General features: G+C 65.0%; 14 protein-coding genes. 3 read left to right on the top strand and 11 right to left on the bottom strand.

Features of this window, described 5'->3' with window-relative positions; all coding sequences use genetic code 11:
* Positions 1 to 15: 15 nt before the first annotated feature.
* Together serS and C1A15_RS01310 are read right to left on the bottom strand one after the other, a co-directional pair.
* A complete protein-coding gene (serS, locus tag C1A15_RS01305; RefSeq protein WP_101720905.1) occupies positions 16 to 1,305 on the bottom strand; it encodes a serine--tRNA ligase in 1,290 nt (429 codons plus the stop codon).
* 73 nt (positions 1,306 to 1,378) lie between these two features.
* Positions 1,379 to 4,168 carry an ATP-binding response regulator gene (locus tag C1A15_RS01310; RefSeq protein WP_101723642.1) on the bottom strand — a complete coding sequence of 930 codons (2,790 nt, stop codon included), beginning with the start codon at positions 4,166 to 4,168 and terminating at the stop codon, positions 1,379 to 1,381.
* A gap of 155 nt (positions 4,169 to 4,323) precedes the next feature.
* Here C1A15_RS01310 and C1A15_RS01315 point away from each other — a divergent pair, with 155 nt between their 5' ends.
* Positions 4,324 to 4,515: a DUF6724 family protein gene (locus C1A15_RS01315; RefSeq protein ID WP_101720906.1), complete on the top strand. Its 192-nt coding sequence runs from the start codon at positions 4,324 to 4,326 to the stop codon at positions 4,513 to 4,515.
* A gap of 210 nt (positions 4,516 to 4,725) precedes the next feature.
* Positions 4,726 to 5,607 (top strand): PfkB family carbohydrate kinase, encoded by an 882-nt coding sequence (locus tag C1A15_RS01320; protein WP_101720907.1) that lies wholly within the window; start codon positions 4,726 to 4,728, stop codon positions 5,605 to 5,607.
* A gap of 66 nt (positions 5,608 to 5,673) precedes the next feature.
* On the opposite strand, the gene C1A15_RS01325 is transcribed toward C1A15_RS01320, so the two are convergent.
* The 4 genes from C1A15_RS01325 to C1A15_RS17310 all read right to left on the bottom strand — a co-directional run bounded on the left by C1A15_RS01325 (position 5,674) and on the right by C1A15_RS17310 (position 10,420).
* The gene (locus tag C1A15_RS01325; RefSeq protein ID WP_101720908.1) at positions 5,674 to 6,363 is read right to left on the bottom strand and encodes a metallophosphoesterase; all 690 of its coding nucleotides are present in this window, start codon (positions 6,361 to 6,363) and stop codon (positions 5,674 to 5,676) included.
* Positions 6,360 to 7,385, bottom strand: coding sequence for an NADPH:quinone reductase (locus C1A15_RS01330; protein ID WP_245864864.1), 1,026 nt, complete (start codon positions 7,383 to 7,385; stop codon positions 6,360 to 6,362). The genes C1A15_RS01325 and C1A15_RS01330 overlap by 4 nt, the downstream gene beginning before the upstream one ends.
* Before the next feature lie 146 nt (positions 7,386 to 7,531).
* Positions 7,532 to 8,437 carry an acetamidase/formamidase family protein gene (locus C1A15_RS01335; protein WP_101720909.1) on the bottom strand — a complete coding sequence of 302 codons (906 nt, stop codon included), beginning with the start codon at positions 8,435 to 8,437 and terminating at the stop codon, positions 7,532 to 7,534.
* Positions 8,438 to 8,860: 423 nt separating this feature from the next.
* Positions 8,861 to 10,420, bottom strand: coding sequence for a helix-turn-helix domain-containing protein (locus C1A15_RS17310; RefSeq protein WP_101720910.1), 1,560 nt, complete (start codon positions 10,418 to 10,420; stop codon positions 8,861 to 8,863).
* 181 nt (positions 10,421 to 10,601) lie between these two features.
* Here C1A15_RS17310 and C1A15_RS01345 point away from each other — a divergent pair, with 181 nt between their 5' ends.
* Positions 10,602 to 12,473, top strand: coding sequence for an FAD-binding protein (locus C1A15_RS01345; protein ID WP_180952954.1), 1,872 nt, complete (start codon positions 10,602 to 10,604; stop codon positions 12,471 to 12,473).
* A gap of 664 nt (positions 12,474 to 13,137) precedes the next feature.
* Here the strand turns inward: C1A15_RS01345 and C1A15_RS01350 are convergent.
* The 5 genes from C1A15_RS01350 to C1A15_RS01370 all read right to left on the bottom strand — a co-directional run bounded on the left by C1A15_RS01350 (position 13,138) and on the right by C1A15_RS01370 (position 20,047).
* Positions 13,138 to 15,072 carry a serine/threonine-protein kinase gene (locus tag C1A15_RS01350; protein WP_245864865.1) on the bottom strand — a complete coding sequence of 645 codons (1,935 nt, stop codon included), beginning with the start codon at positions 15,070 to 15,072 and terminating at the stop codon, positions 13,138 to 13,140.
* A 316-nt stretch (positions 15,073 to 15,388) separates the two neighbouring features.
* Positions 15,389 to 16,024, bottom strand: a complete 636-nt coding sequence (locus tag C1A15_RS01355; protein ID WP_101720913.1) for a YigZ family protein — start codon at positions 16,022 to 16,024, stop codon at positions 15,389 to 15,391.
* A 99-nt stretch (positions 16,025 to 16,123) separates the two neighbouring features.
* Positions 16,124 to 17,704: an FAD-dependent oxidoreductase gene (locus tag C1A15_RS01360; protein WP_101720914.1), complete on the bottom strand. Its 1,581-nt coding sequence runs from the start codon at positions 17,702 to 17,704 to the stop codon at positions 16,124 to 16,126.
* Positions 17,705 to 17,802: 98 nt separating this feature from the next.
* Positions 17,803 to 18,267, bottom strand: a complete 465-nt coding sequence (locus C1A15_RS01365) for a hypothetical protein (protein ID WP_146001778.1) — start codon at positions 18,265 to 18,267, stop codon at positions 17,803 to 17,805.
* A gap of 298 nt (positions 18,268 to 18,565) precedes the next feature.
* The gene (locus C1A15_RS01370; protein ID WP_146001779.1) at positions 18,566 to 20,047 is read right to left on the bottom strand and encodes a helix-turn-helix domain-containing protein; all 1,482 of its coding nucleotides are present in this window, start codon (positions 20,045 to 20,047) and stop codon (positions 18,566 to 18,568) included.
* Positions 20,048 to 20,112 lie beyond the last annotated feature (65 nt).

Genomic DNA, 20,112 nt, shown 5'->3' on the forward strand with positions numbered 1-20,112 from the left:
TCGATTCGCCTGCCGCTACTCGGGCGCGATGACCTCGACGCCGCCCATGTAAGGCACCAGCACGTCGGGCACCTTGATGGTGCCGTCGGGCTGCTGGTAGTTCTCGATGACGGCGGCCATCGTGCGGCCCACCGCCAGGCCGGAGCCGTTCAGCGTGTGCACGTAGCGCGAGCCCTTGAAGTTCTCGGGGTCGCGGTACTTGATGTTCGCGCGGCGCGCCTGGAAGTCCGTGCAGTTCGAGCAGGACGAGATCTCCTTGTAGCCGTTGTACGACGGCAGCCACACCTCGAGGTCGTAGGTCTTGGCGGCGGAGAACCCGATGTCGCCCGTGCACAGGCTGATCACGCGGTACGGCAGGCCCAGCAGCTGCAGAATGTTCTCGGCGTCGGCCACCATGGCCTCCAGGTCGTCGTAGCTCTCCTCGGGCTTGGCGTACTTCACCATCTCCACCTTGTCGAACTGGTGCACGCGGATGAGCCCGCGCGTGTCGCGGCCGGCGCTGCCCGCCTCCTCGCGGAAGCACGGCGTGAACGCGCAGTACTTGAGCGGCAGCTGGCCGGCTTCAAGCATCTCGCCTGCGTGGATGTTCGTCAGCTGTACCTCGGCCGTCGGGATGAGGTACAGGCCCTCGGTGGTGTGGAACAGGTCCTCCTCGAACTTCGGCAGCTGGCCCGTGCCGGTGAGCGTCTCGGCGTTGGCCATGGCCGGGCACCACCATTCCTTGTAGCCGCGCGATGCGTGCGTGTCGGCCATGAAGTTGATGAGGGCCCGCTCCAGGCGAGCGCCGAGGCCGCCCAGCAGGATGAAGCGGCTCGCGGCCAGCTTCACCGCGCGCTCGAAGTCGATGATGCCCAGCTCGGGGCCCAGGTCCCAGTGCGGCTTCATCTCAAAGCCCTCGGCGGCGAAATCGCGCGGCGTGCCCCAGCGGCGCACCTCGGGGTTGTCGTCCTCGTCGTCGCCCACGGGCGTGGAGTCGGCCGGCATGTTCGGCGTGCCCAGCAAGAGCTCGCGCAGGGCCTCGTCGGCCGCTTCGCGATCCTTGCCGATAACGGCCAGCTCGTCGTTGATGGCGCGCACGCGCTCCTTGGCGGATTCGGCCTCGTCCTTCTGGCCGGCGGCCATCATCTGGCCGATCGACTTCGACGTGGCGTTGCGCTCGGCCTGCAGCGCCTCCTCCTTCGCGATGGCGGCGCGACGGGTCTCATCGAGCTCGGAGAAGCGCGACGCGTCCCACGAAGCATGGCGGTTCTTCATCGCCTCGGCGACGGCTTCTTGGTTGTCGCGGACAAAACGAATATCGAGCATGGTCGCGCTCCTTCACGATGGGATACGATAGTTTTCTTAGTATACCTCACGGGCGCAACGCCCCGTCGCACCTTCACGCACCCGGCATGTTCTGGGAGCCGGGGGCCGACGGCTCTCCCGCCTCGCTTCCATCGCCTTCGGCTGCTCCATAGCGCTTCCGAACGTACTTTATGATGGTGGCCAGCACACGGCGCATATCGATGGGCTTCGACAGATGCGCGTCCATGCCGCTGGCCAGCGACGCGCTCACATCTTCGGCGAACGCGTTGGCCGACATGGCGATGACGGGGATGACCTCGGCGTCTTTGCGATCGAGCGCTCGGATGCGCCTCGTGGCCTCGTAGCCGTTCATATTCGGCATCTGCACGTCCATGAGGATCGCGTCGAAGTGGCCCACCGGCGATGCCTCGAACGCGGCGAGCGCCTCGGCGCCGTCTTCGGCGCGATCCACCACGAGGCCCGCCTCCGACAGCAGCTCGCACGCGATCTCGGCGTTCAAATCGTTGTCCTCGGCAAGCAGCACGTGCAGCCCTTCGAACTCGGTGCGATCAAGGGCGCGCGGAGCGCCCGGCAGCGAGGCGGCGTACGCGGAAACGGGGCGCGTCGGGCGATCGCCGTGCAGGCCGCGGGCGCGCATCTCGCTCGCCGCAGCCGACGCGCTCAGCACCTCCGGCTCGGTGCCTTCAACCGCAGCGCCCTCCTCTTCTTCGAACACGATGCGCTCGGCCTCCAGCGCGATGCGCAGGTTGAACGTCACGGTGAACGTGGTGCCGCGACCCTTCGTCGATTCGACCGCGATATCACCGGCCATCATGGTGACGATGTTCTTCACGATGGGCATGCCGAGGCCCGTGCCCTGCTCGCGCGAGCGGCCCTCCATGCTGAACGGCTCGAAGATGTGCTCCTTGAACTCTTCGGACATGCCGATACCATCGTCAGCCACCGTAAACCTGACCTGGCGATACCCCATGGCGGCACCCTTCGACACCGATGTCTCGAACCGGATGTGGCCCCCGCAGGGCGTGTATTTCACCGCGTTCGTCAGCAGGTTGAGCAGCAGCTGCTTCAGACGCACCGCATCGCCCACGTACACGGCGTCGGCGCACGGGGGCACTTCCACGACGAACGTCTGGTCGCGCTGCTCGCATTGCATGCGGATGGCCGTGGTCACATGGGACAGCAAGTCGCTCAGGCGGAACGGCTCGCTGGCCAGCGTCATCTTTCCGTTCTCGATTTTCGAGATGTCCAGCACATCGTTGATGAGCCCCAGCAGATGGTCGGAGGCCGCACCGATCTTGTCGAGGCTCACCGCCACCTTCTCGCGGTCGTCCACACTGCCCTGGGCGATTTGAAGCATGCCGATGATCACGTTCATGGGCGTGCGAATTTCATGGCTCATGCGGGAGAGGAACTCGGATTTCGCCGCGTTGGCCGCTTCGGCCACGTCCATCGCGTCCTTCATGGACAGTTGGATCTCCTTGTCGGCCGTCACGTCGCGCATGACCACGAGCAGCTGGGGCTTCCCTTCGAACGTGAGCTGCTTGACGGAGTAGGAAGCCCAGCTCTCCTTGCCGGTCTGCTTGCTGCGGAACGAGAATTCACCTTGCTCGAAGCCCTTGGTTTTATCCGAGCGAATGCGATCGAACAGCGCAACGCCTTCGGGAGAAAGCCCGATGGTCGCCGCCAGGCGCTCGTTTTTGAGGAAAGCATCCAGGCGGTAGCCGATGATGCGGTCCGCCTTCGCCACGATGGGCGTGACGGCTCCGTCTGAGGGCGAGTAGAGGTTCACCGCCATGTCGACGCTGTCGGACAGCGCCTCGTACAGCTGCGCGAGCATGGCGACGTTCTGCTCGCGCAGCCGGCGGCGATACGCGCCGAACACCAGCAGGCCCACGGCCACGAGGCAGGCGAAGATGATGGCGAACACCGCTTCGAACGTGGTGGTGACCACGGCCGCCTCGGCGCGCACGTTCTCGACCGGCACCACGTTGCACACGTACCAGTAGCCCGAATCCACCGGTGCCACGCACACGTAGCTGGCCTTGCCGTCGACCGTAGCCGTGAGCAGGCCCGTCTGCTTGTTCGCCACCACGTCGCGCAGCGTGGACAGGTCGCTTTGCGAGCGCGACTGCATGAACTGGAGCGCCGCCTCGGTGGAGACCGCGGCGTCGGTGATCGAGGTGGAGGGATCATAGCGCGACGCCTCGTCGAGGAAATCGTACAGCGACGTGCCAATGGTCACCGGCGTTTTCGTCTCGTCGGTAGGCGGAACCAGCACTTCGCCGGTGGAGCCTTCGAACAGCATGAAGTAGCCGCGACCGTCGAACATGTCCAGTTGGCGGGCCATGGAGAACAGGCTGAGCGGCACTTGCACGTACAGCGCGCCCACCTGCTCGTCGTCGATGTACAGCGGCATTTGGGCAAGCCGCACCCGTTCGCCGTCCTCGTTGGCGAAGGTGCCCGAATACGAGGAGCGGCCTTCGGCGATCGCGGTTTCGGGCTCCGGCAGCTCGCTGGTGGAAAACGCCGACCCGTCCGAGCGCAGCCCTTCGCCGTTCATGTCTGCGAACGCAGCGCATGCGAAGCCGTTGCGCTCTTCGAAGTTGCTGAGGGCCGGCACGATCAGCTCGGGGTCGGCCGTCTGCACGGTGAAGGCCCCGATGGCGTTTTGGGACATGAACATGCGATCGGCCACACTCGCCGCAGCTTGCTCGGTGAACGTGACCACCTGCTGTTCGGCGCTCTGGTTCAGCTTTTTGTCGATGTAGGACGTCAGTCCGAGCACAGCAGCAACAATCGCCGCCACTACGGCGACGATTGCGATTGATGCGGCTATGCGTCGTTTCTGCTTATCCCTGCTCATAGCGCGCATGTGCTTGCCCTTCTTCGGCGCACGTAAGAATAAAGGAATATCGAAGCCGACCCGTACCGGATCGGCTTGTCATAGTATACTCTAACGTTGAAATGCAAACGTTCTGTGGTAATGGTGATGGAACGAGTTAGAGTAACGAGGTAATCATGGATTTCGGTGAGCTCTATCATTTTCTTTTTGAAACCTACGTCGGCATCGGATGCCTGGTGGGCCTGGGTTTGGTCATAAGCCTGATCGCCTGCGTCATCATGGAGCGCCGCACGCGCAAAACGTTCACGAACCACGAGCCTGACGAGGACGATTGGTCTTTTTTCGACGACGACGAGGACGACAAGTAGCGTCTTTGCATTCGTGCTGAACGGCGGTGAAACGGTGCGGTTCGCCCGGCGCAAAGCCCCTCGCACAGGCGCGTGATCGCCATCCGCTCGCCCCGCCGCGCGCAGCTGAAAAGCTGCGCGCTCCTGTTTTCAAGTCGTAAATTTTCCCGCACACTCAATCCATAGTTTTGAGCTCCATCGGCTCTTGACAAGTTCGAAAGGAAGTCCCTTATGAGTGAAGCCGAAACGCATCTGTACCAGCGCGAAGGCGCGTACATCCCCCGCGTCGCCGCCGTGCACGACCTGTGCGGCTACGGCAAGTGCTCGCTGGGCGTAGCCATCCCCGTGCTGTCGGCTGCCGGCTGCGACGTATGCCCCGTGCCGACGGGCCTGTTCTCGTCGCACACCGCCTTCCCCGGCTGGTACATGCACGACACCACCGATATCCTGGCCGACTACCTGAACGCATGGAAGGGCATCGGCGTGGAGATCGACGCCGTGTACTCCGGTTTCCTGGGCGCGCCCGAGCAGGTGGACCGCATCCGCGACCTGTACGCGATGTACCCGAACGCGCTGCGCGTGGTGGACCCCGTGATGGCCGACCACGGCAAGGTGTACCCTACCTACACCCCCGAGCTGTGCGACGCCATGGCCGAGCTGGCTTGCGGCGCCGACATCCTCACGCCGAACCTCACCGAGGCCGCCATCATCTTGGGCGAGCCTATCGGCGAGGACTGGGCCGGCACCGACATCTCTGACGAAGAGGCGCACCGCCTGGTTGATGCGCTCATCGCGAAGGGCGCAAAGCACGTGGTGCTCAAGGGCATCCAGCGCGAAGGCGAGTCGTGCATCCGCAACTTCGTGGGCGGCGTGGATTGCGAGACGTTCGAAGTGCACAACGAGTACCTGCCCTACATGCTGCACGGCACGGGCGACCTGTACGCGTCGTGCCTGATGGCCGCCGTCATGGCCGGCCGCTCGCTGGAAGAGGCCGCCACGTTTGCCGGCGACTTCGTGCACGACGCCATGCTGGTGAGCGCCGAGCAGCCCGATTTCCGCGACCGCGGCGTCAGCTTCGAACCCCTGTTGGGGAAGGTGTGCGAGCTGCTGTAAAAGCAACGGCGACGTACGATCCGAAAAGCCGGCGAACGCAGTTCGTCGGCTTTTTTAGACCTCGAATCAGAACTCCAAGATGTCGTGGTAGACGAAGCGGAGGTCGGCTTCCTGCTTCTCGATGTGGAAGTGGCCGCAGAACCAGCGGCGGTAGTCGAGGCGCTCCTCGATGGTTTGGAGCCAGTCCTCCATCGCGGTGTCCACCGTGCTCTGATCCACACCGGCAAGGAGCGCCTCCTGGGGCACGAACGCTGCGGGACAGGTGTGCGAGAGCACGGTGTCGATACGCCAGTCGCGGTGGGCGAGAGCCGCTTCGACAGCGCGCTGCTCGTCGACGGTCAGCTGCTCGTCAGGAAACCACGCGTACCCTTTGGCCAGGCGATACGCCTTATCAACACTGTACGCGCCACCGATGGCGATGGTCGCGCGGCCATCGAGGTCGAACACGCTTCCGTCGCGGGCGAACAGGATGCCGGGCCAGCGATCGTCGCAGTACGCCTCTCCGCCGCGCCAGGGGATCAGATGGTAGCCGGGCAGCGATGCCGGGTTGCGATCATGGTTGCCGCGGATGCACAGCAGCGTGAAGCCCATGCTCGCGGCTTTGTCCTTCACCTGCGCGTCCCGCTCGTCGCCGTAGTAGTCGAAGCCCGTATCGCCCAGGCAGATGAGCACGTCACCAGAACCCGCATCGTGTTCGCGCGCGAACGTGCGGATGTGCCGGTAGCTGCCATGAGTGTCTCCCGTGAGATAGATCATGCGCCGCGCCTTCCCTCGTCGGTTTCGTCGCACAGACCGGTGACCAGCACGATCTTCCCGTCCTTTCCGCGCTCGCCCACCGCTCGATGCGCGTCGGCAGCGTCGGCCAACGGGAACGTCTGGGCAACCGTCACGCGCAACCCGCCGTCGAGCGCCGCCTCCAACGCATGCATGACCAGGTTGAGCTCGTCGGGACGCAGGTTGTTCACGTTCATGCCGCGCACGTCCAAGTCGTTGCTCATGAGCCCGCGCGGGTCGAACTCCAGCGAACCGCGGCTACCAACCACCACGATGCGGCCCCGGGTCGCCGATACGCGCACGTCCTTCATAAGGTTCGCGTGCGCCGCCATGTCGAGCACCACGTCGACGCCGCGACCGTCGGTGGCGCCGAGGATGTCGTCGAGGTAGCCGTCCGCATGATGGTCGAACGCACGCAGCGCGCCCAGCTGCTCGACGAGGGCACGGCCGCGCTCGTCGCCCGCCGTGCCGTACACCGTGCAGCCGATGCGCTGCGCCAGCTGCACCGCCAGGGTGCCCACGCCGCCGCTCGCGCCATGCACGAGCACCGTTTCGCCCGGTCGGACGCGAGCGCGCACGAACAGCGCATCGCCCGCGGCCAGTCCCGGCGTGCCGATGCCCGCGCCCTGCTCGAACGACACGCCTTGCGGCAGACGCCCGACAGCCGACGCATCGCACACCACGTAGTCTGCGTACGTTCCCGTGTTCCGCTTCGCGCGCGTGGCGGCCACGAACACACGATCGCCCGTCTGCACGCCTTCGACGCACTCGCCCACAGCGTCCACCACGCCCGCGCCGTCGTTGCCCGGAACGTACGGCAGCTCGGGCAGCGCGCCGTACGCACCGGCGCGGATGTACGTCTCGACGGGGTTCACGCCCACTGCGGCGAGCCGCACGCGCACCTCGCCCGCCGCAGGCTGAGGCACCGGGCGCTCACGCAGTCGCAGCACCTCAGGGCCGCCGAACCGCTCGACGACGACGGCTTTCATGTTCGCATCGCTCATGGCGCGCTCCTTCCGTTCGCACGGCGCCCGCACCGCACGGGCCCCAAACGCATCGTAGCGCGCCCGAAGGCGCGCTACGAAAGGAAAACGGACAAGCCGCAAGCCCGTTACCGAGAAGACGGCCAGGCGAAAGGGTGAAAGGTCGCTTAAGCTTTGTACAGCTCGAACTCCAGCGCTTCCAAGACGTACTTGGGAACCATGAAGCGGACGGTTTTCTCGGGGTCGACCATCTGGCATACCTGCACGTCGGCCACGAGCGACAGCAGCATGACCAGCTCGGCCTCGTCGACGCCGGTGCGATCGTGCAGCAGGTCCACCATCTCGTGCACCGCGCGGTCAGCGGCGGCGTCGAGCGTCTCGGCCGACGCGATGATGCCGAAATGCGTGTCGTTCTCGATGAGGGGATCGACCAGATGCAGGTCGGGCAGCGCGGTCAGGGTCACTGTGGCGTAGCCGGCCACCTCGGCGCCCGACACGCTCACCTCACCGTCGCCCATGACCGCGTGCATGTCGCCGCAGCCGAACAGCGCGCCCTCCACCGCCACGGGGAAGTACAGCGTCGCGCCCGTGGTGATGGCGGTGTTGTCCATATTGCCGCCGTGGCTGCCGGGCGTTCCGCAGTTCACCGGCTCGCCGGCCGGCGCCACGCCGATCACGCCGATCATGGGCTTGAGCGGAATGGACAACTTGTCGTTCCACACCAGCTTGTCGCCGTCGATGGCGCACAAGTGCGTGCTCCACGCATCGAACCGGTCGCCGCACACGCCCTCGTCCTTGCCCGTGCACGACGCGGTTTGCGCATCGAGCTCGATGTTCTCGATGACCACCTTGAGCGCGCCGCCGGGCACCGCGCCCTCGACGAACACGGGGCCGGTGGCCGGGTTGATGCGATCCCAGTTGATCTCGTCCAGCTCGTCCTCGGGCGTCTGCACCTGGTTGCCGAAGCAATCCTGCGTGCGGATGCGCACCGTCTCGCCCGACGCCACCGTCAGCGCCGGCTCCGCATCGCGCGCGAACGCGAACAGCACGCGATCATCGTTGAGTTCCTGCATGGAGCACCCCTTCCTCGACTATTCGTTGAAGATCATAGTACTACGAGGAAACTCGTCTCGGACGCATCTCTTGTGGCGGATTTGCGCTCGAAGGATACAAAGCTCAGGCGGTCATCCGTGCAGGATTTCCGGTCCTATCTGTTGCAAAACCGGGTTTTTGGCAGCCATGCGCGACCCCCTCGGAGATTGAGCGAGACGCTACCTGCGGTTTCTCGGGCGTGCGCCGCGCCGAAACGTTCCCGACAGCACCCCCTGCAGGGGAATTCTGCCAAAAACCCGGTTTTGCAACAGATAGCGCCGAGGTTCGGGTAGCGCACGGGCGCGCGCCCTTCGCCACCTGCGCCTCGTCCCCTCATCTCCCTCTCCCGAGTATTTCACGTGGAACATCGGGGCGTGCGAGGGGCGTGCGCGTCGATCACTCCCCTACGAACCGCCCGAACGCTCAACCGCCTCTTGAGCGTCGAGCTCGTCGTCGAACAGCTCCATAAGCTCCGTGCGCGAATGCACGCCGAACTTCTGATAGATGTTGCGAATGTGGAAGCGCACCGTGTTCTCCGAGACGAACAGCACCTTCGCGATGGTCTTCGGCGCGCGCCCCTGCCGCAGATGCTCGAGCACCTCGCGCTCCCGAACGGACAGGCCGGCGCGCTCCATCAGCTGCGCGGTGCGCGCTGAGTCGGCTCGCACGGGATCGGCGTGCGTCGGCTTGTCGGCCGGCCCCGCGTCCTCACCTGCACCCTCCTTCTCGCCCTCGGTAACGCTCAGGCTCTTGTCCTTGAACAGCACCAACGTCGCAGCAAGAATCAGGTACACCGCCACAAGCGCCGTGATGGTCAGCATCAGATCGCCCGGTTCAAGGTACCCGATGCCGAAGAACGCGAGGAACAGCCCGGCGAAGTTCGCCGCCATCACCACGAGCTGCATGAGGGAAAACGTCTTGATCGACGACCCCTTCTCGCGGCGGTATTCCTCGGCGATCAGGCAGAAGAAGATGACGTTCGTGAAGGTGAACCCCACCTGCACGAACGAGTTCACCATGCCGCGCCCGCTGGCATCCCACGCCACCGGCAGCAGGAGGAACCCCAGCGCCGACAACGGCAGGATGAACTTGTACAGGCGCGGCACGCTGAACGCGCGCGGCGCGAGCAGCGCGGGCAGCAGCAAGATGCCGTTGAGCGCGAACATGATGACGAACGCCGTCCACTGGTAGGTGCCGAGCGATATCTTCTCCTGACCGGCCACGTTCATCATGAGGCCCGCCATGAACGCCATGAGAGCAACCCCGAGCAGCGGCCTGATCAGGCGGCGGAACGAGCGGCGATCCGCGGCCGCATCGACCGGCCGCAGCGTTTCCTCCGGCCGCTTGAGCACGTGCGCGCAGCACGCGAGCGATCCGAAAAACGCCGTCACGGCCACAATCCACGGCACCGGCGCGGGAAGAAACGTCGTCGCGAAGTACAGCACCGCCCCCGCTGCGGCCGATGCCACGAGGAAGACGTACATGAACCGGATATCGAACCTGCTGACGTACGTGAACCACAGCACGATGGCGAGCGCGTCGCCTAGTCCGATCCACACCCCGCTTGCGAAGAACCAGGGTAGCAGCGCGTCGAGCGCAGCGACCGCCGTCATCTGGAACACGATGGCCATCACCGCAAACCCCACGAGCGCGCATGCGGCCGACGCGGCCACCATGACCGAAAGCGGCGCCTGCTTCTTGCGGCGCGCCAGCACCAAGGCCAGCGCGGCAAGCGCGATCATGCGGCCGAGGATGATGTAGAAGAGGTACAGCGCCTTCGGCAGATAGCCGATCTCGACCACCGAGGATATGGTGGTAGGCGAGTAGAAGGTCATGCAAACGTACACGGAATACAGAACGTATCCGACGAAAGCCACGGCATGCGCGCGCGGCATCTGTCCCGAAACGGCTTTCACCTGCATCCCTCCCTGCACCCTGCGGCTCGATACTACCATACCCGCCATGTCGCAAACCTACCAACTTTTGATAGGTCTTCCCTCGTGGACGGCGGAAACTACCCACCATCGATAGCGACAGCCGAGCCGCGCTGCGCGAACATCCGAATCGAGCCATCTGCCAGGGGAGCTTCCGCACACCACGCAGGAAGCGCGGCAGATGCCGAACCGTCCAAGGAAAGGATGCATCATGGAACAGCAAACGATGGATCGCAGGAACTTCCTCAAGGGCGCGCTTGCCACCGGCGCGCTCGCCGCGGGAGGAGCCATGCTGGCCGGCTGCTCGCCCGCACAGCCCAAAGAGGCGGCAAGCGCCGGCACCTCAGCGCAGGCTGCCGGGACGTCCGGCTCTTCCCTGCCGAAGGGTTACGAATGCGCCGAAGACTGGCTGGGGGCGAAGCCGGAGGTGGCCGACAGCGACATCGTCGACACCAAGGACTTCGACATCGTCGTGTGCGGCGGCGGAAACGCCGGCGTGCAGGCGGCGCTCGCCGCGGCGCAGGAGGGCGCCAAGGTCGCCGTGCTCGAGATCCAGCCCGAAGCCACCTGGACGCAGCTCGGCAACGACATTTGCGCGTTCAACGCACAGTGGCTCGTGGACAAGGGGTACGGCCCGTACAAGACGGGAGACATCGTGGCCGAGTTCATCCGCCGCGGGGGCGGGCGCGTCAGCGCCGAGATCATCCGCAAGTTCGTGGCGAACTCGGGCGATATGCTGGACAACATCGTCGCGCAGATTCCCGACACGTCGAACCTGTTCGACCTCGAAACGGGTCAGGCGCAGATCCAGGTTGCGTACAACATGCCCGACGGAAGCTCCTACCCCTTCACGCGCGGCGGGTTCCAATCGTGGGCAACCACCATCCAGAACCTCAGCACGAAGAACCCCACGCCCGTCTGCGGACGCGAGGGCGTGTCGCGCATGACCGAAATCGCCCTCTACTGCAAGGAAGCCGCCGAGAAGCTGGGGGCCGAGTTCTTCTTCGAGACGGACGTGACGGTGCTCGACCAGGACGGGCAGGGCAACGTCACCGGCGTCGTGGCGAAGGGCAAGGACGGGCTCGTGCGCTACCAGGCGGCGAAGGGCGTCATCCTCGCGACCGGCGATTTCGGCGCGAACCCCGACATGGTGGTAAACCTGTGCACCGACATCAACGAGCAATCGCTGCGTTGCGACATCCCGCGCGAGGAGATGACCGGCGAGAGCAACTGCAAGGGCGCCGGCCACAAGCTGGGCTGCTGGGCGGGCGGCTTCATCGAGCAGGCGCCGCGACCCTGCATGAACACGAACGGCGGCAACGCAGGCCCGTGGGGCACGACGCCGTTCCTATGGCTGAACGATTACGGCAAGCGCTTCATGAACGAAGCCATGACGCCGTACATCAAGCCCACCACGCTCAAGCAGCCGCGCGGCATCCTGGCCACCATCTGCGATTCCAAGTACATGGACGTCATGAAGCAGTGCTCGACCGACCATTTCTCCCCCAACTGGGGCGCGGCGGGCGTCGACATCATCAAGATCATGGATCGCATGGACGAGCAGATGCAGTCGGCCGTGGGAAAGGGGGCGGAAGGCGTCAGCGTCGACGGCGTGTACGTCATCGAATACGACAACACGATGCCCGACCAGGTGTACGCCGCCGACACGATCGACGAGCTGCTCGGCTATCTGGGCTACGAAGGAGACGCGAAGAAGGAGGCAGCAGCCACCATCGAGCACTACAACGAGCTGTGCCGGGTAGGCGAAGACTCCGACTTCGGTAAGGACAGCGTGTTCATGAGCGCCATCGAGAACCCTCCGTTCTTCGGATCGGCGCAGCCGAACACCGGGCGGGGCTACGTTGGCCTGGTCAGCCTGTGCGGCCTCGTGACCGATGACGACCTGCAGGTGCTCTCGTCCGACTTGAAAACGCCGATCAAGGGCCTGTACGCCGTGGGCAACTGCCTGGGCCAGCGCTTCGGCAATGCCTACTCCACACCGGCCGCCGGCAGCTCCATCGGCATGGCGCTCACTCACGGTTACGTCGCCGGCAAGATCGCGGCAGGCGGCACCGTGAAGTAGCGCCTGCGCCGTCGGTTTCGAGCGTGGCCGGCCCCGAACACATCCGACCCCTCCTTGCAAGGGAGGCCGCACTCCCTCCCGCGGCCTCCCTTCTTTTGCGTTCGCAGGCATGATGCCGGTGCGAGGGTCGGAAGTGGAGGCGCACGGATTGCGCGCCGTAGAATTCACGTTGGATGAGCGTGCACTGCGCGTTCGAAGCGCATCGGATCGGCTGGCAAGGCGCGTGGAAAGCGCGTTGGGACGGCGTGGAATCGGCGCTGGATCGAGGCGACTTTCCAGGGTGATCTGCGCCATCAAAACGTAAGACCAGCTCTTTATACTGATAGGTACGGATACGCCAGGCGGCTTGGTGCCTCTCCCTCTCACTATTCTAGATGAAAAGAGGTGAAGACCATGACCGTTTTGGAGTTCATTGCGTTGGTTGCATTGCTCTTGGAGTTCGCGTCGCGAGTCATCGAGTTCGTCCTGGTGATAAAAGACGCGCTCCTAACCCACAGGGGAAAGGAGCGCCACCAATAACCCAAACCGCCGAAGCGATCCGAGAGCCGTTGGGAGCACACAACTCCCTTCGGCTCGTCCTATTATACGCGCGCGTGGAACCATCGCGCAAGGCCATGGGGAGACAATCCGCTCAGACAATCCGCCCGCCCCTCTCGCGACTTCGCTACGCCGTCTCCTCGTAGTCCTCGTAATCCTCGTCGTAGTAGTACGGCTCGGGAACGAGGACGCACATGAGAAGCATCGCGACGATGGGGACGGCGGTGAACACGAGGTTGTTGAGCGACGGCATCCAAGTCGCTTGTCCTGAGGCAACCCAGGCGGCCAACGCGATACCCGCCAGCAGCACGGCGCCGGCGACGAGCGTCCCCAGCACGGCGAACGCGCGCGTCGGTCGCAGCCGGAAGGCCGACAGCGCGCCCGTGGCCACAATCCAGCTGATCACGATGCACCACAGCGCCGGTTGCATCAACAGGCTGCCGATGCTGGCCTGCACGTCCAACCCTGCGGAGAACTGCCAGTTCGTCAGCGCGCTCCATCCCAACAGGCTATGCGAGCCGAATGCGGCCAGCACCAAGCTGACCAGCAGCGAGAACGCCAATGCGCCGAACGCGCGCGCCGGCGGCAGGCAGAACCCCGCCACGAGCGGCGTCAACTGATTGCAGCCGAACGCACCGGCCAACGGCGGCACAAGCGTCGTGTTCGCGTCGGCGTTGCCCAGACGACCGGTAAAGTACCACCAGGTCGCAACTGCAGCCACCAGCACGATGCCCGCAGCGGGAGCGTTCCCGGCGATGAGCGTGGCGGACAGCGCGAAGTATGCCAGCAGCGCTCCCAAGTGCGGCTTCAGCGCACCTGCCAGCGTCACGAGCGCGAGCAACCCCCAAAACAGCGGGTTGTCGAACCCGCTCGTCTGCGGCAGATTCGCAAACGCCACGAACGCGACCGCCCCGCTGCCCAACGCGCCCACCGCGTGCGCGGCGACGGTGCGTTGCAGCGGCGTGATGCGCTCGCGCAGCGGCACGCGCGGAACCGGCGGCTCTTTTTCCGCCGCGGCTTCTTCTTCCTCGTCGTCGGCATGGCCCACGATGATGGAAAGCTCGCGCACGCCGCGCTTCGGATCGCCCAGAAACGGTTCGAGCTCCTCCGCAAAATCGGCGACGGTCGCATAACGCTCTTCCCGATCGGGATCGAGCGCAAAGAAGATCACGTCGTCGACGGCGGGATCGAGCTCGTCCCAGCACAATGACGGCAGCACGAGCTCGGCGTCCTCGATGGCGGCTTCCGCACGCTCAAGATCGGGCGCCAGAAACGGGTTCTCGCCCGCCAGCATCTCGTAGGTGAGCGACGCGAGCGCCCACTCGTCGCAGCGCACGTCGAGGTTCTCCTGACGCATCTGCTCGAGCGGCATGTAGCCGATGGTACCGCCGCCTGCAGCGCCGTACCCTGACGCGTCGGCCAGCGTGGCCAGGCCGAAGTCGGTCACCTTCACCTGTCCCTGATGGTTGATCAGCACGTTGTCCGGCTTGATGTCGAGGTGGAGCACCTGGTTCGCGTGCGCAACCTCCAGCGCGTGCGACACCGACGCGAACACAGCCGCCGCAACGTCCAGCGTGAGGCGGTCGGCATGGCGGTGCAGCAGCTCGGTGAGCGTCATGCCCTCGACGTATTCCATGATGAGGTACGCAGTGGAATCCTGCACCTCGAAATCGTACACCGCGACGATGCTCGCGTCCGACAGCATCGCAGCGGTGCGCGCCTCGTCCAACCCGGGTACATGCGCGAGCGAGTGCACGAGCGGCTCGTCGCCGATCAGGTCGAACACCGAGGTCGCTCCGCCGTCGCTTCCGTCGGCAGCATCGTCTTCGCCGAACAAGGGGTCGTCTTCCCACGGAAGCGGTTCGATCGGCTGCTGCCGTACGGCGTTCGCCCCGGGAAGCGCCGCGCGCGCGGCATCCATCTCGTCCAACTCGATGCACTTGATGGCCACCCTGCGCTGGATGCGCGTGTCCCACGCCACCCGCACGGTGCCGAAGCCGCCGGCCTTCGCTTCGCCGACGGGTCGATAGCGATTCAATATGAGCTGTTGATCACGTGCCATGCGCCTATTATAGGGCAGACGACCGAAGATGCCCACGCGGGCTACCGCAGCACATGACCCGTGCAGAAAACCTCGTCCCTATCTGATGCAAAATCGGGTTTTTGGCAGCGTATCCCCGTATCGGCCGCCATTGAGAACGTTCGGGAGAGGCGCACGCCGAAGAAACCGCAGGTCGCGGTTCGTCCTATCTCCGAATCAGCCGAACAAAGCTGCCAAAAACCCGATTCTGCAACGTATCGCGCTGGAAATCTTGCACAAGCCGGCGCATCGCGGTCGCATATCGCCGTGCAAGCTGCGCCCCTCGACGGCCGCGAGCTCAGAACGCGGCCTCCAAGGGGTCGCTGACGCGCACGCGCTCCCGGCCGCGCTCGAGTTCGGTGATCTTCAACAGCAGCGCCTCCTGCGTGCCGTCGAGCATGCGAAGACGCAGAGTGACCGCATCGTCGTATACGGTGTCGAGCACCTTCGCGCCGCAGTCGGCCGCGATGCGCGCGAGCTGGTCGTACTTCCCGTACGCCGCACGCACTTCGATGTCCACGCACCGCGACACGACCACAAGCTCGGCAGCCTCGATGCCTGCCTGCGCGGCCTGCGTGTACGCGCGCACGAGGCCGCCCGTGCCCAGCAGCACACCGCCGAAGTAGCGCGTGACCACCACGATCACATCGGTCAGCCCCGCATGTTGAACCGCCTCGAGCGTGGGCAGTCCCGCCGTCTTCTGCGGCTCGCCGTCATCGGAATAGCGCACGCGCCCTTGCGCGCCCGCGCCCCCCGCGCGCAGCACGTAGGCGTACACGTTGTGACGCGCCATGCGGTTGGCCGCACGGATCTCCTCAAGAAAGGCCAGCGCTTCGTCCTCGGTTTCCACATGGGCAAGGCTCGCGATGAAGCGGCTCTTCTTCTCTTCGATCTCGGCGGTCGCCCGCCCCGCTATGGTGGTGTAGGAAGTCATAGGGAAAGTGTAGCAGAAGAGCCCGGGCAGGGAGGGAGGCGCCCGGGCTCTCGGAACGGTTCGCGGCTGGCGACGGATCGCTCCGCCGCATGCAGTGCGTTACTTGCCGGCGATGAACGCGTGCGCGGTGTTCGCGGCCGTGCGGGCGCTGTTCACGCCGTGGCAGGTCATGGAGCCGTTGATGTCGATGCCGTACATGTTGTTGTACAGCATGCCGCCGTCGGCGCCCACGGCGAACAGGTTCTCGAACGCCTGGTCGCGGCCGGGCTTCTTCACGCGGAACTGGCGGTCGGTCTTCACGCCGCCGGAGTACAGGCCCTCGAGCGCACCGCGGATGAGCCCGCAGTAGAACGGCGGCGTGGCGATGGGCATGAGGTACTCGGGGTCCTTGCCGTAGTCGACGTCGACGCCTCCTTCGACGTTGGCGTTGTACTGCTTGACCTGGCTCAGGAACAGCTCCTTGTCGACCTCCATGATGTCGGCCAGCTCTTCCAGCGTGTCGGCTTTGTAGGCGTCGTCGCCCTTGGCGATCATCTCGTCCCACAGCTGCGCGCATTCCTCGTCGCCGTCGAGCATGTACTCGTAGATATCCTTGTCCATGATGCTCCAGCAGGTGCCGCCGGCCAGACGCACGGGCACGTGCTGCAGCTCGAAGTTGTGGGTGTACGTGGAGCACGCCTCGTCGGAGAAGCGCTCGCCGTTGATGTCCACCCACAGGCTCGGTCCGCCCCAGCACAGCTTGTCCCAGATGGGGCCCCACGGGCCGGCCGACCCGATGATGTTCGTGCAGCCGAACGCCGGCGCGCCGTGCTCGATGCCGCCGGCCTTGATCATCATGGTCACGCCGTCGCCGTAGTGGCCCGGCGTGCCGATGATGCGGATGTCCTCAAGGTCCACGCCCAGCTTGCCCATGCGCGCGGCGTCCTCGCCGAAGCCGCCCGTGCTGATGATGACGGCCTTCGCGTTGATCTTGAGCGTGTCGCCGTACGTGTCGGTGGCGTACGCGCCGGCCACGTTGCCGTTCTCGTCCAGCACGAGGTCGCGGGCGCGCGTGTTCAGGCGCAGGTTCACGCCGTATTCGGCCAGCTTCTTCTTCATGTACGGGAAGTAGCCGATGCCGGCCGCGCCGCCCTTGTACACGTAGTCGAAGCTGAACTCGGCGCGGTAGCGGCCCTGCTTGTACATCTCCAGGTACGCCGGGTCGAGGTCCTCGATGGCCTCGTACTGCACGCCGTTGTCGATGAGCCACTGCACGTTCTCGGCGGCGTGGCTGATCATGTCGCGGATGAACATCTGGTTCACCGTGTAGGACTGGGCGTCGGCCTCGTAGCGCACCATCTCGCCCAGCGTCGCCTCGCCCGAGTTGGGATGCAGGCCGTAGGCGTTCGTGCACTCGACGCCCGTGCCGTTGCCGCCGAGCGCGGACTGACCCTCGATCAGCAGCACCTTGTCGCCGTTCTCGCCCGCCTGCACTGCGGCCGCCGTGCCGGAGAAGCCGCCGCCGACAACCAGGATGTCGCACGAGATTTCCTCGGTGACCTGGCTCGCCCAGTCGGTGTCCTCGTCGTCTTTCGAACCCTTCTTGTCGGCCGCATAGGCGACGCCCGTCGCGCTCATGGCCAGAGCCGCGCCCGCCATGCCGGCGCCCAGCAGGAAGTTCCTTCTGCTCAATTCAGTCATGTGAGTGTCTCACTTTCGTGTCGATGAATGAAAACGTGGGAGAGCCATCTGCGAAACCACCTGCGAAACCGTCCGCAGAATCGTCCACTCGTTTTGGTCTAGCGCTTCTTGAAATCGCCGTCGGCGTACGTGACCGTCTTGCCGTCGACCACCGCTTCAAGGCTCTCGATGGTGTAGGTGTTGTCCTTCACGTTTTCATGCGTGGCGGCGATCTCGGCACCGGCGAATTCGGTTACCCGCACCTGCATCGTCAGGCTCTCGATGTCGAACCCGGTGATCTCGCGCAGATCGTCCACGTAGTCGGCGAACTTGGCATCATCGCTGGAAACCGTGATGGGGCTATCGGCCGCCGACACGTCCCAATCCACCAGGGTCATCTCGTTCGTCGCCGTCTTCACAAGCGTCTTCGTCGTGGCATCGGCGCTGCTGGCCCCCGAGCTGCCGGAGCCGTCCGAGCCGCCTCCGCACGCCGCGAGCGCGCCCAGCGACAGAACCGCGACCACGGCCAACGCGAGCATCATCGACACGCGCCTCGTCTTGCTCCCTCTTGTGCGCATCTCCATCCCTCTCCCCTTCCTATTCGATTCGCCGCTGCAAACCAGCCCCTTGCCGGCCGGCGGCTCGAGAACGATTGAACGCGAAGCGGATGGGGATTTCTTCATCAGGAGCGGGCGTTTTGCGAAAATCACCCGTTTGTGATGAGAGGAAGCGAGGACTGCGGAGGGCCCGCCGTGGGGGCTGGCCCGCAACCCACAGATCGCCCAAACATCTTCGCTCGGGAAACACGCCTCACACGCTGTGGCGTGTTTCCCGAGCGAAGATGTGCCCCGAAACCTCAAACGGGCGGCTTTAGCGCACCTGTTAAGGCTGCTGGGGGAATACCAGGTCGAGCAGTTCTTGGCGGTTGTGAACGTTCACCTTGGTGTAGATGTGGCGGATGTGGCTCTTCACCGTGTTCTCCGACACGTGCAAATGCTCGGAGATGTAGGGGCCGTTGCGCCCGGCAACCAGCAGCGACAGCACGTCGGTCTCGCGCGAGGTGAGGAAGAACGCAGACGACAGCTCGGCGATGCGCTGCGACGGCAAACCGGGCGTTGCGCCGTCATCGCCCGGAGCGCGCAGCGACGCGTCATCGGGTCGGTTAAAGTCGATCTCGTACTTGCTGAGGTTGCCCCACACGCTGCCTCTCCCGCCCGACAGCCCCACCGTCAGCAGCAACAACGCGCTGCCGAACACGATGTACGACACGATGGTGGCGCCGTCCTTATCCACGAACTGCCCCAGCACCGTGCCCAGCAGGATGCCCAGCTGATCGACCGCGTAGACCACGCAGATCATGCGCAGCAGCGACGTGCCCGACTTGTAGCTGAGCATGACGATGATCGTCCAGATGAGCAGATCGAAGCACGCGTACCCCGTGAAGAACAGACAATCGGACACGAGCGCGCCCGGTGCGCCCATCACCGCAAGCGTACCGCTGGCGATGAGCCCCACCGACATGGCCACCAGCGCCGCGCGCAGGATGAGGTAGGGCCGCCATGAGTAGAACAGGTACCCCACCAGCACCGCAAGGCTAGTGAACGCGCGCAGCGCCACCGTGATGTACTCGACGTAGGCGCCCTGCATACCCGGCGTGAACATAGCCTGGTAGTTCGCGAAGCCGAACGACGCGCTGATGGCCAGCACCATGAGCAGGAAGTAGCGGTCGCAGCCGAACAGCCGCCCCGCGCGTCGCATGCCGTCGGCGCACTTCTCGCGCACGCGGGCGATAGCTTCGAGCGTCGCGCGATTCTGCCCGCGCACGAGGTAGACGGCATAGCACAGCGCCGAGAACAGCGGCAACAGCACGGCGAACGCCACCGATGCGGTCGGGCGCAAAAACATCACCAGCAAAATGGCAACGATGTTCAGGGGCAATGCCGCCGCAAGATGCACGAGCGCGTTCGTGGTCCCCTGGCACGTGGCGATGCCGCCGGCCAACACGGCCCCGACGCTCTGGTACAGCCCCACGAGAATGCCGCCCGCCACGAGCAGCGCGGGATCGGTGTGGATGCCGAGGTAAATCAGCAGCGAGCCCAGGCTGCCGCACAGAAAGGAGCAGCCGGCGAACACCTTGGGGTCGAGCACCCGCGAGCGCATCGAGGCGCTTGCCGCCAGCACGGCCAGCAGCAGCGCGCTGGCGGCGAACGACACGATGAACGGAAGCACGTCGATGGGCTTGCCCGCCGCCGAGAACAGCGCCGGGCTGAATGGGACGACGTCGAACCACGACCAGAAGAACGACGACACGAGCAGCGCCACCGGAGAGATATTGCCCGTGAATCTGTCGAGTATCTCGCTCATGGGTGCGAGTATAGCAAACGGAGCGGGGAAAAATCGCGACGCGAACGCACGCACGTGCACGTTGA

The organism is Eggerthella timonensis, from assembly GCF_900184265.1.
GTDB lineage: Bacteria > Actinomycetota > Coriobacteriia > Coriobacteriales > Eggerthellaceae > Eggerthella > Eggerthella timonensis.

Coding starts and splice junctions, on each gene's coding strand:
- C1A15_RS17310 (WP_101720910.1), bottom strand. CDS start 10,420: ATGGCGGGTATGGTAGTATCGAGCCGCAGGGTGCAGGGAGGGATGCAG.
- C1A15_RS01335 (WP_101720909.1), bottom strand. CDS start 8,437: ATGCAGGAACTCAACGATGATCGCGTGCTGTTCGCGTTCGCGCGCGAT.
- C1A15_RS01355 (WP_101720913.1), bottom strand. CDS start 16,024: ATGACTTCCTACACCACCATAGCGGGGCGGGCGACCGCCGAGATCGAA.
- C1A15_RS01365 (WP_146001778.1), bottom strand. CDS start 18,267: ATGGAGATGCGCACAAGAGGGAGCAAGACGAGGCGCGTGTCGATGATG.
- C1A15_RS01320 (WP_101720907.1), top strand. CDS start 4,726: ATGAGTGAAGCCGAAACGCATCTGTACCAGCGCGAAGGCGCGTACATC.
- C1A15_RS01345 (WP_180952954.1), top strand. CDS start 10,602: ATGGAACAGCAAACGATGGATCGCAGGAACTTCCTCAAGGGCGCGCTT.
- C1A15_RS01325 (WP_101720908.1), bottom strand. CDS start 6,363: ATGATCTATCTCACGGGAGACACTCATGGCAGCTACCGGCACATCCGC.
- C1A15_RS01310 (WP_101723642.1), bottom strand. CDS start 4,168: ATGAGCAGGGATAAGCAGAAACGACGCATAGCCGCATCAATCGCAATC.
- C1A15_RS01370 (WP_146001779.1), bottom strand. CDS start 20,047: ATGAGCGAGATACTCGACAGATTCACGGGCAATATCTCTCCGGTGGCG.
- C1A15_RS01315 (WP_101720906.1), top strand. CDS start 4,324: ATGGATTTCGGTGAGCTCTATCATTTTCTTTTTGAAACCTACGTCGGC.
- C1A15_RS01350 (WP_245864865.1), bottom strand. CDS start 15,072: ATGGCACGTGATCAACAGCTCATATTGAATCGCTATCGACCCGTCGGC.
- C1A15_RS01330 (WP_245864864.1), bottom strand. CDS start 7,385: ATGAGCGATGCGAACATGAAAGCCGTCGTCGTCGAGCGGTTCGGCGGC.
- C1A15_RS01360 (WP_101720914.1), bottom strand. CDS start 17,704: ATGACTGAATTGAGCAGAAGGAACTTCCTGCTGGGCGCCGGCATGGCG.
- serS (WP_101720905.1), bottom strand. CDS start 1,305: ATGCTCGATATTCGTTTTGTCCGCGACAACCAAGAAGCCGTCGCCGAG.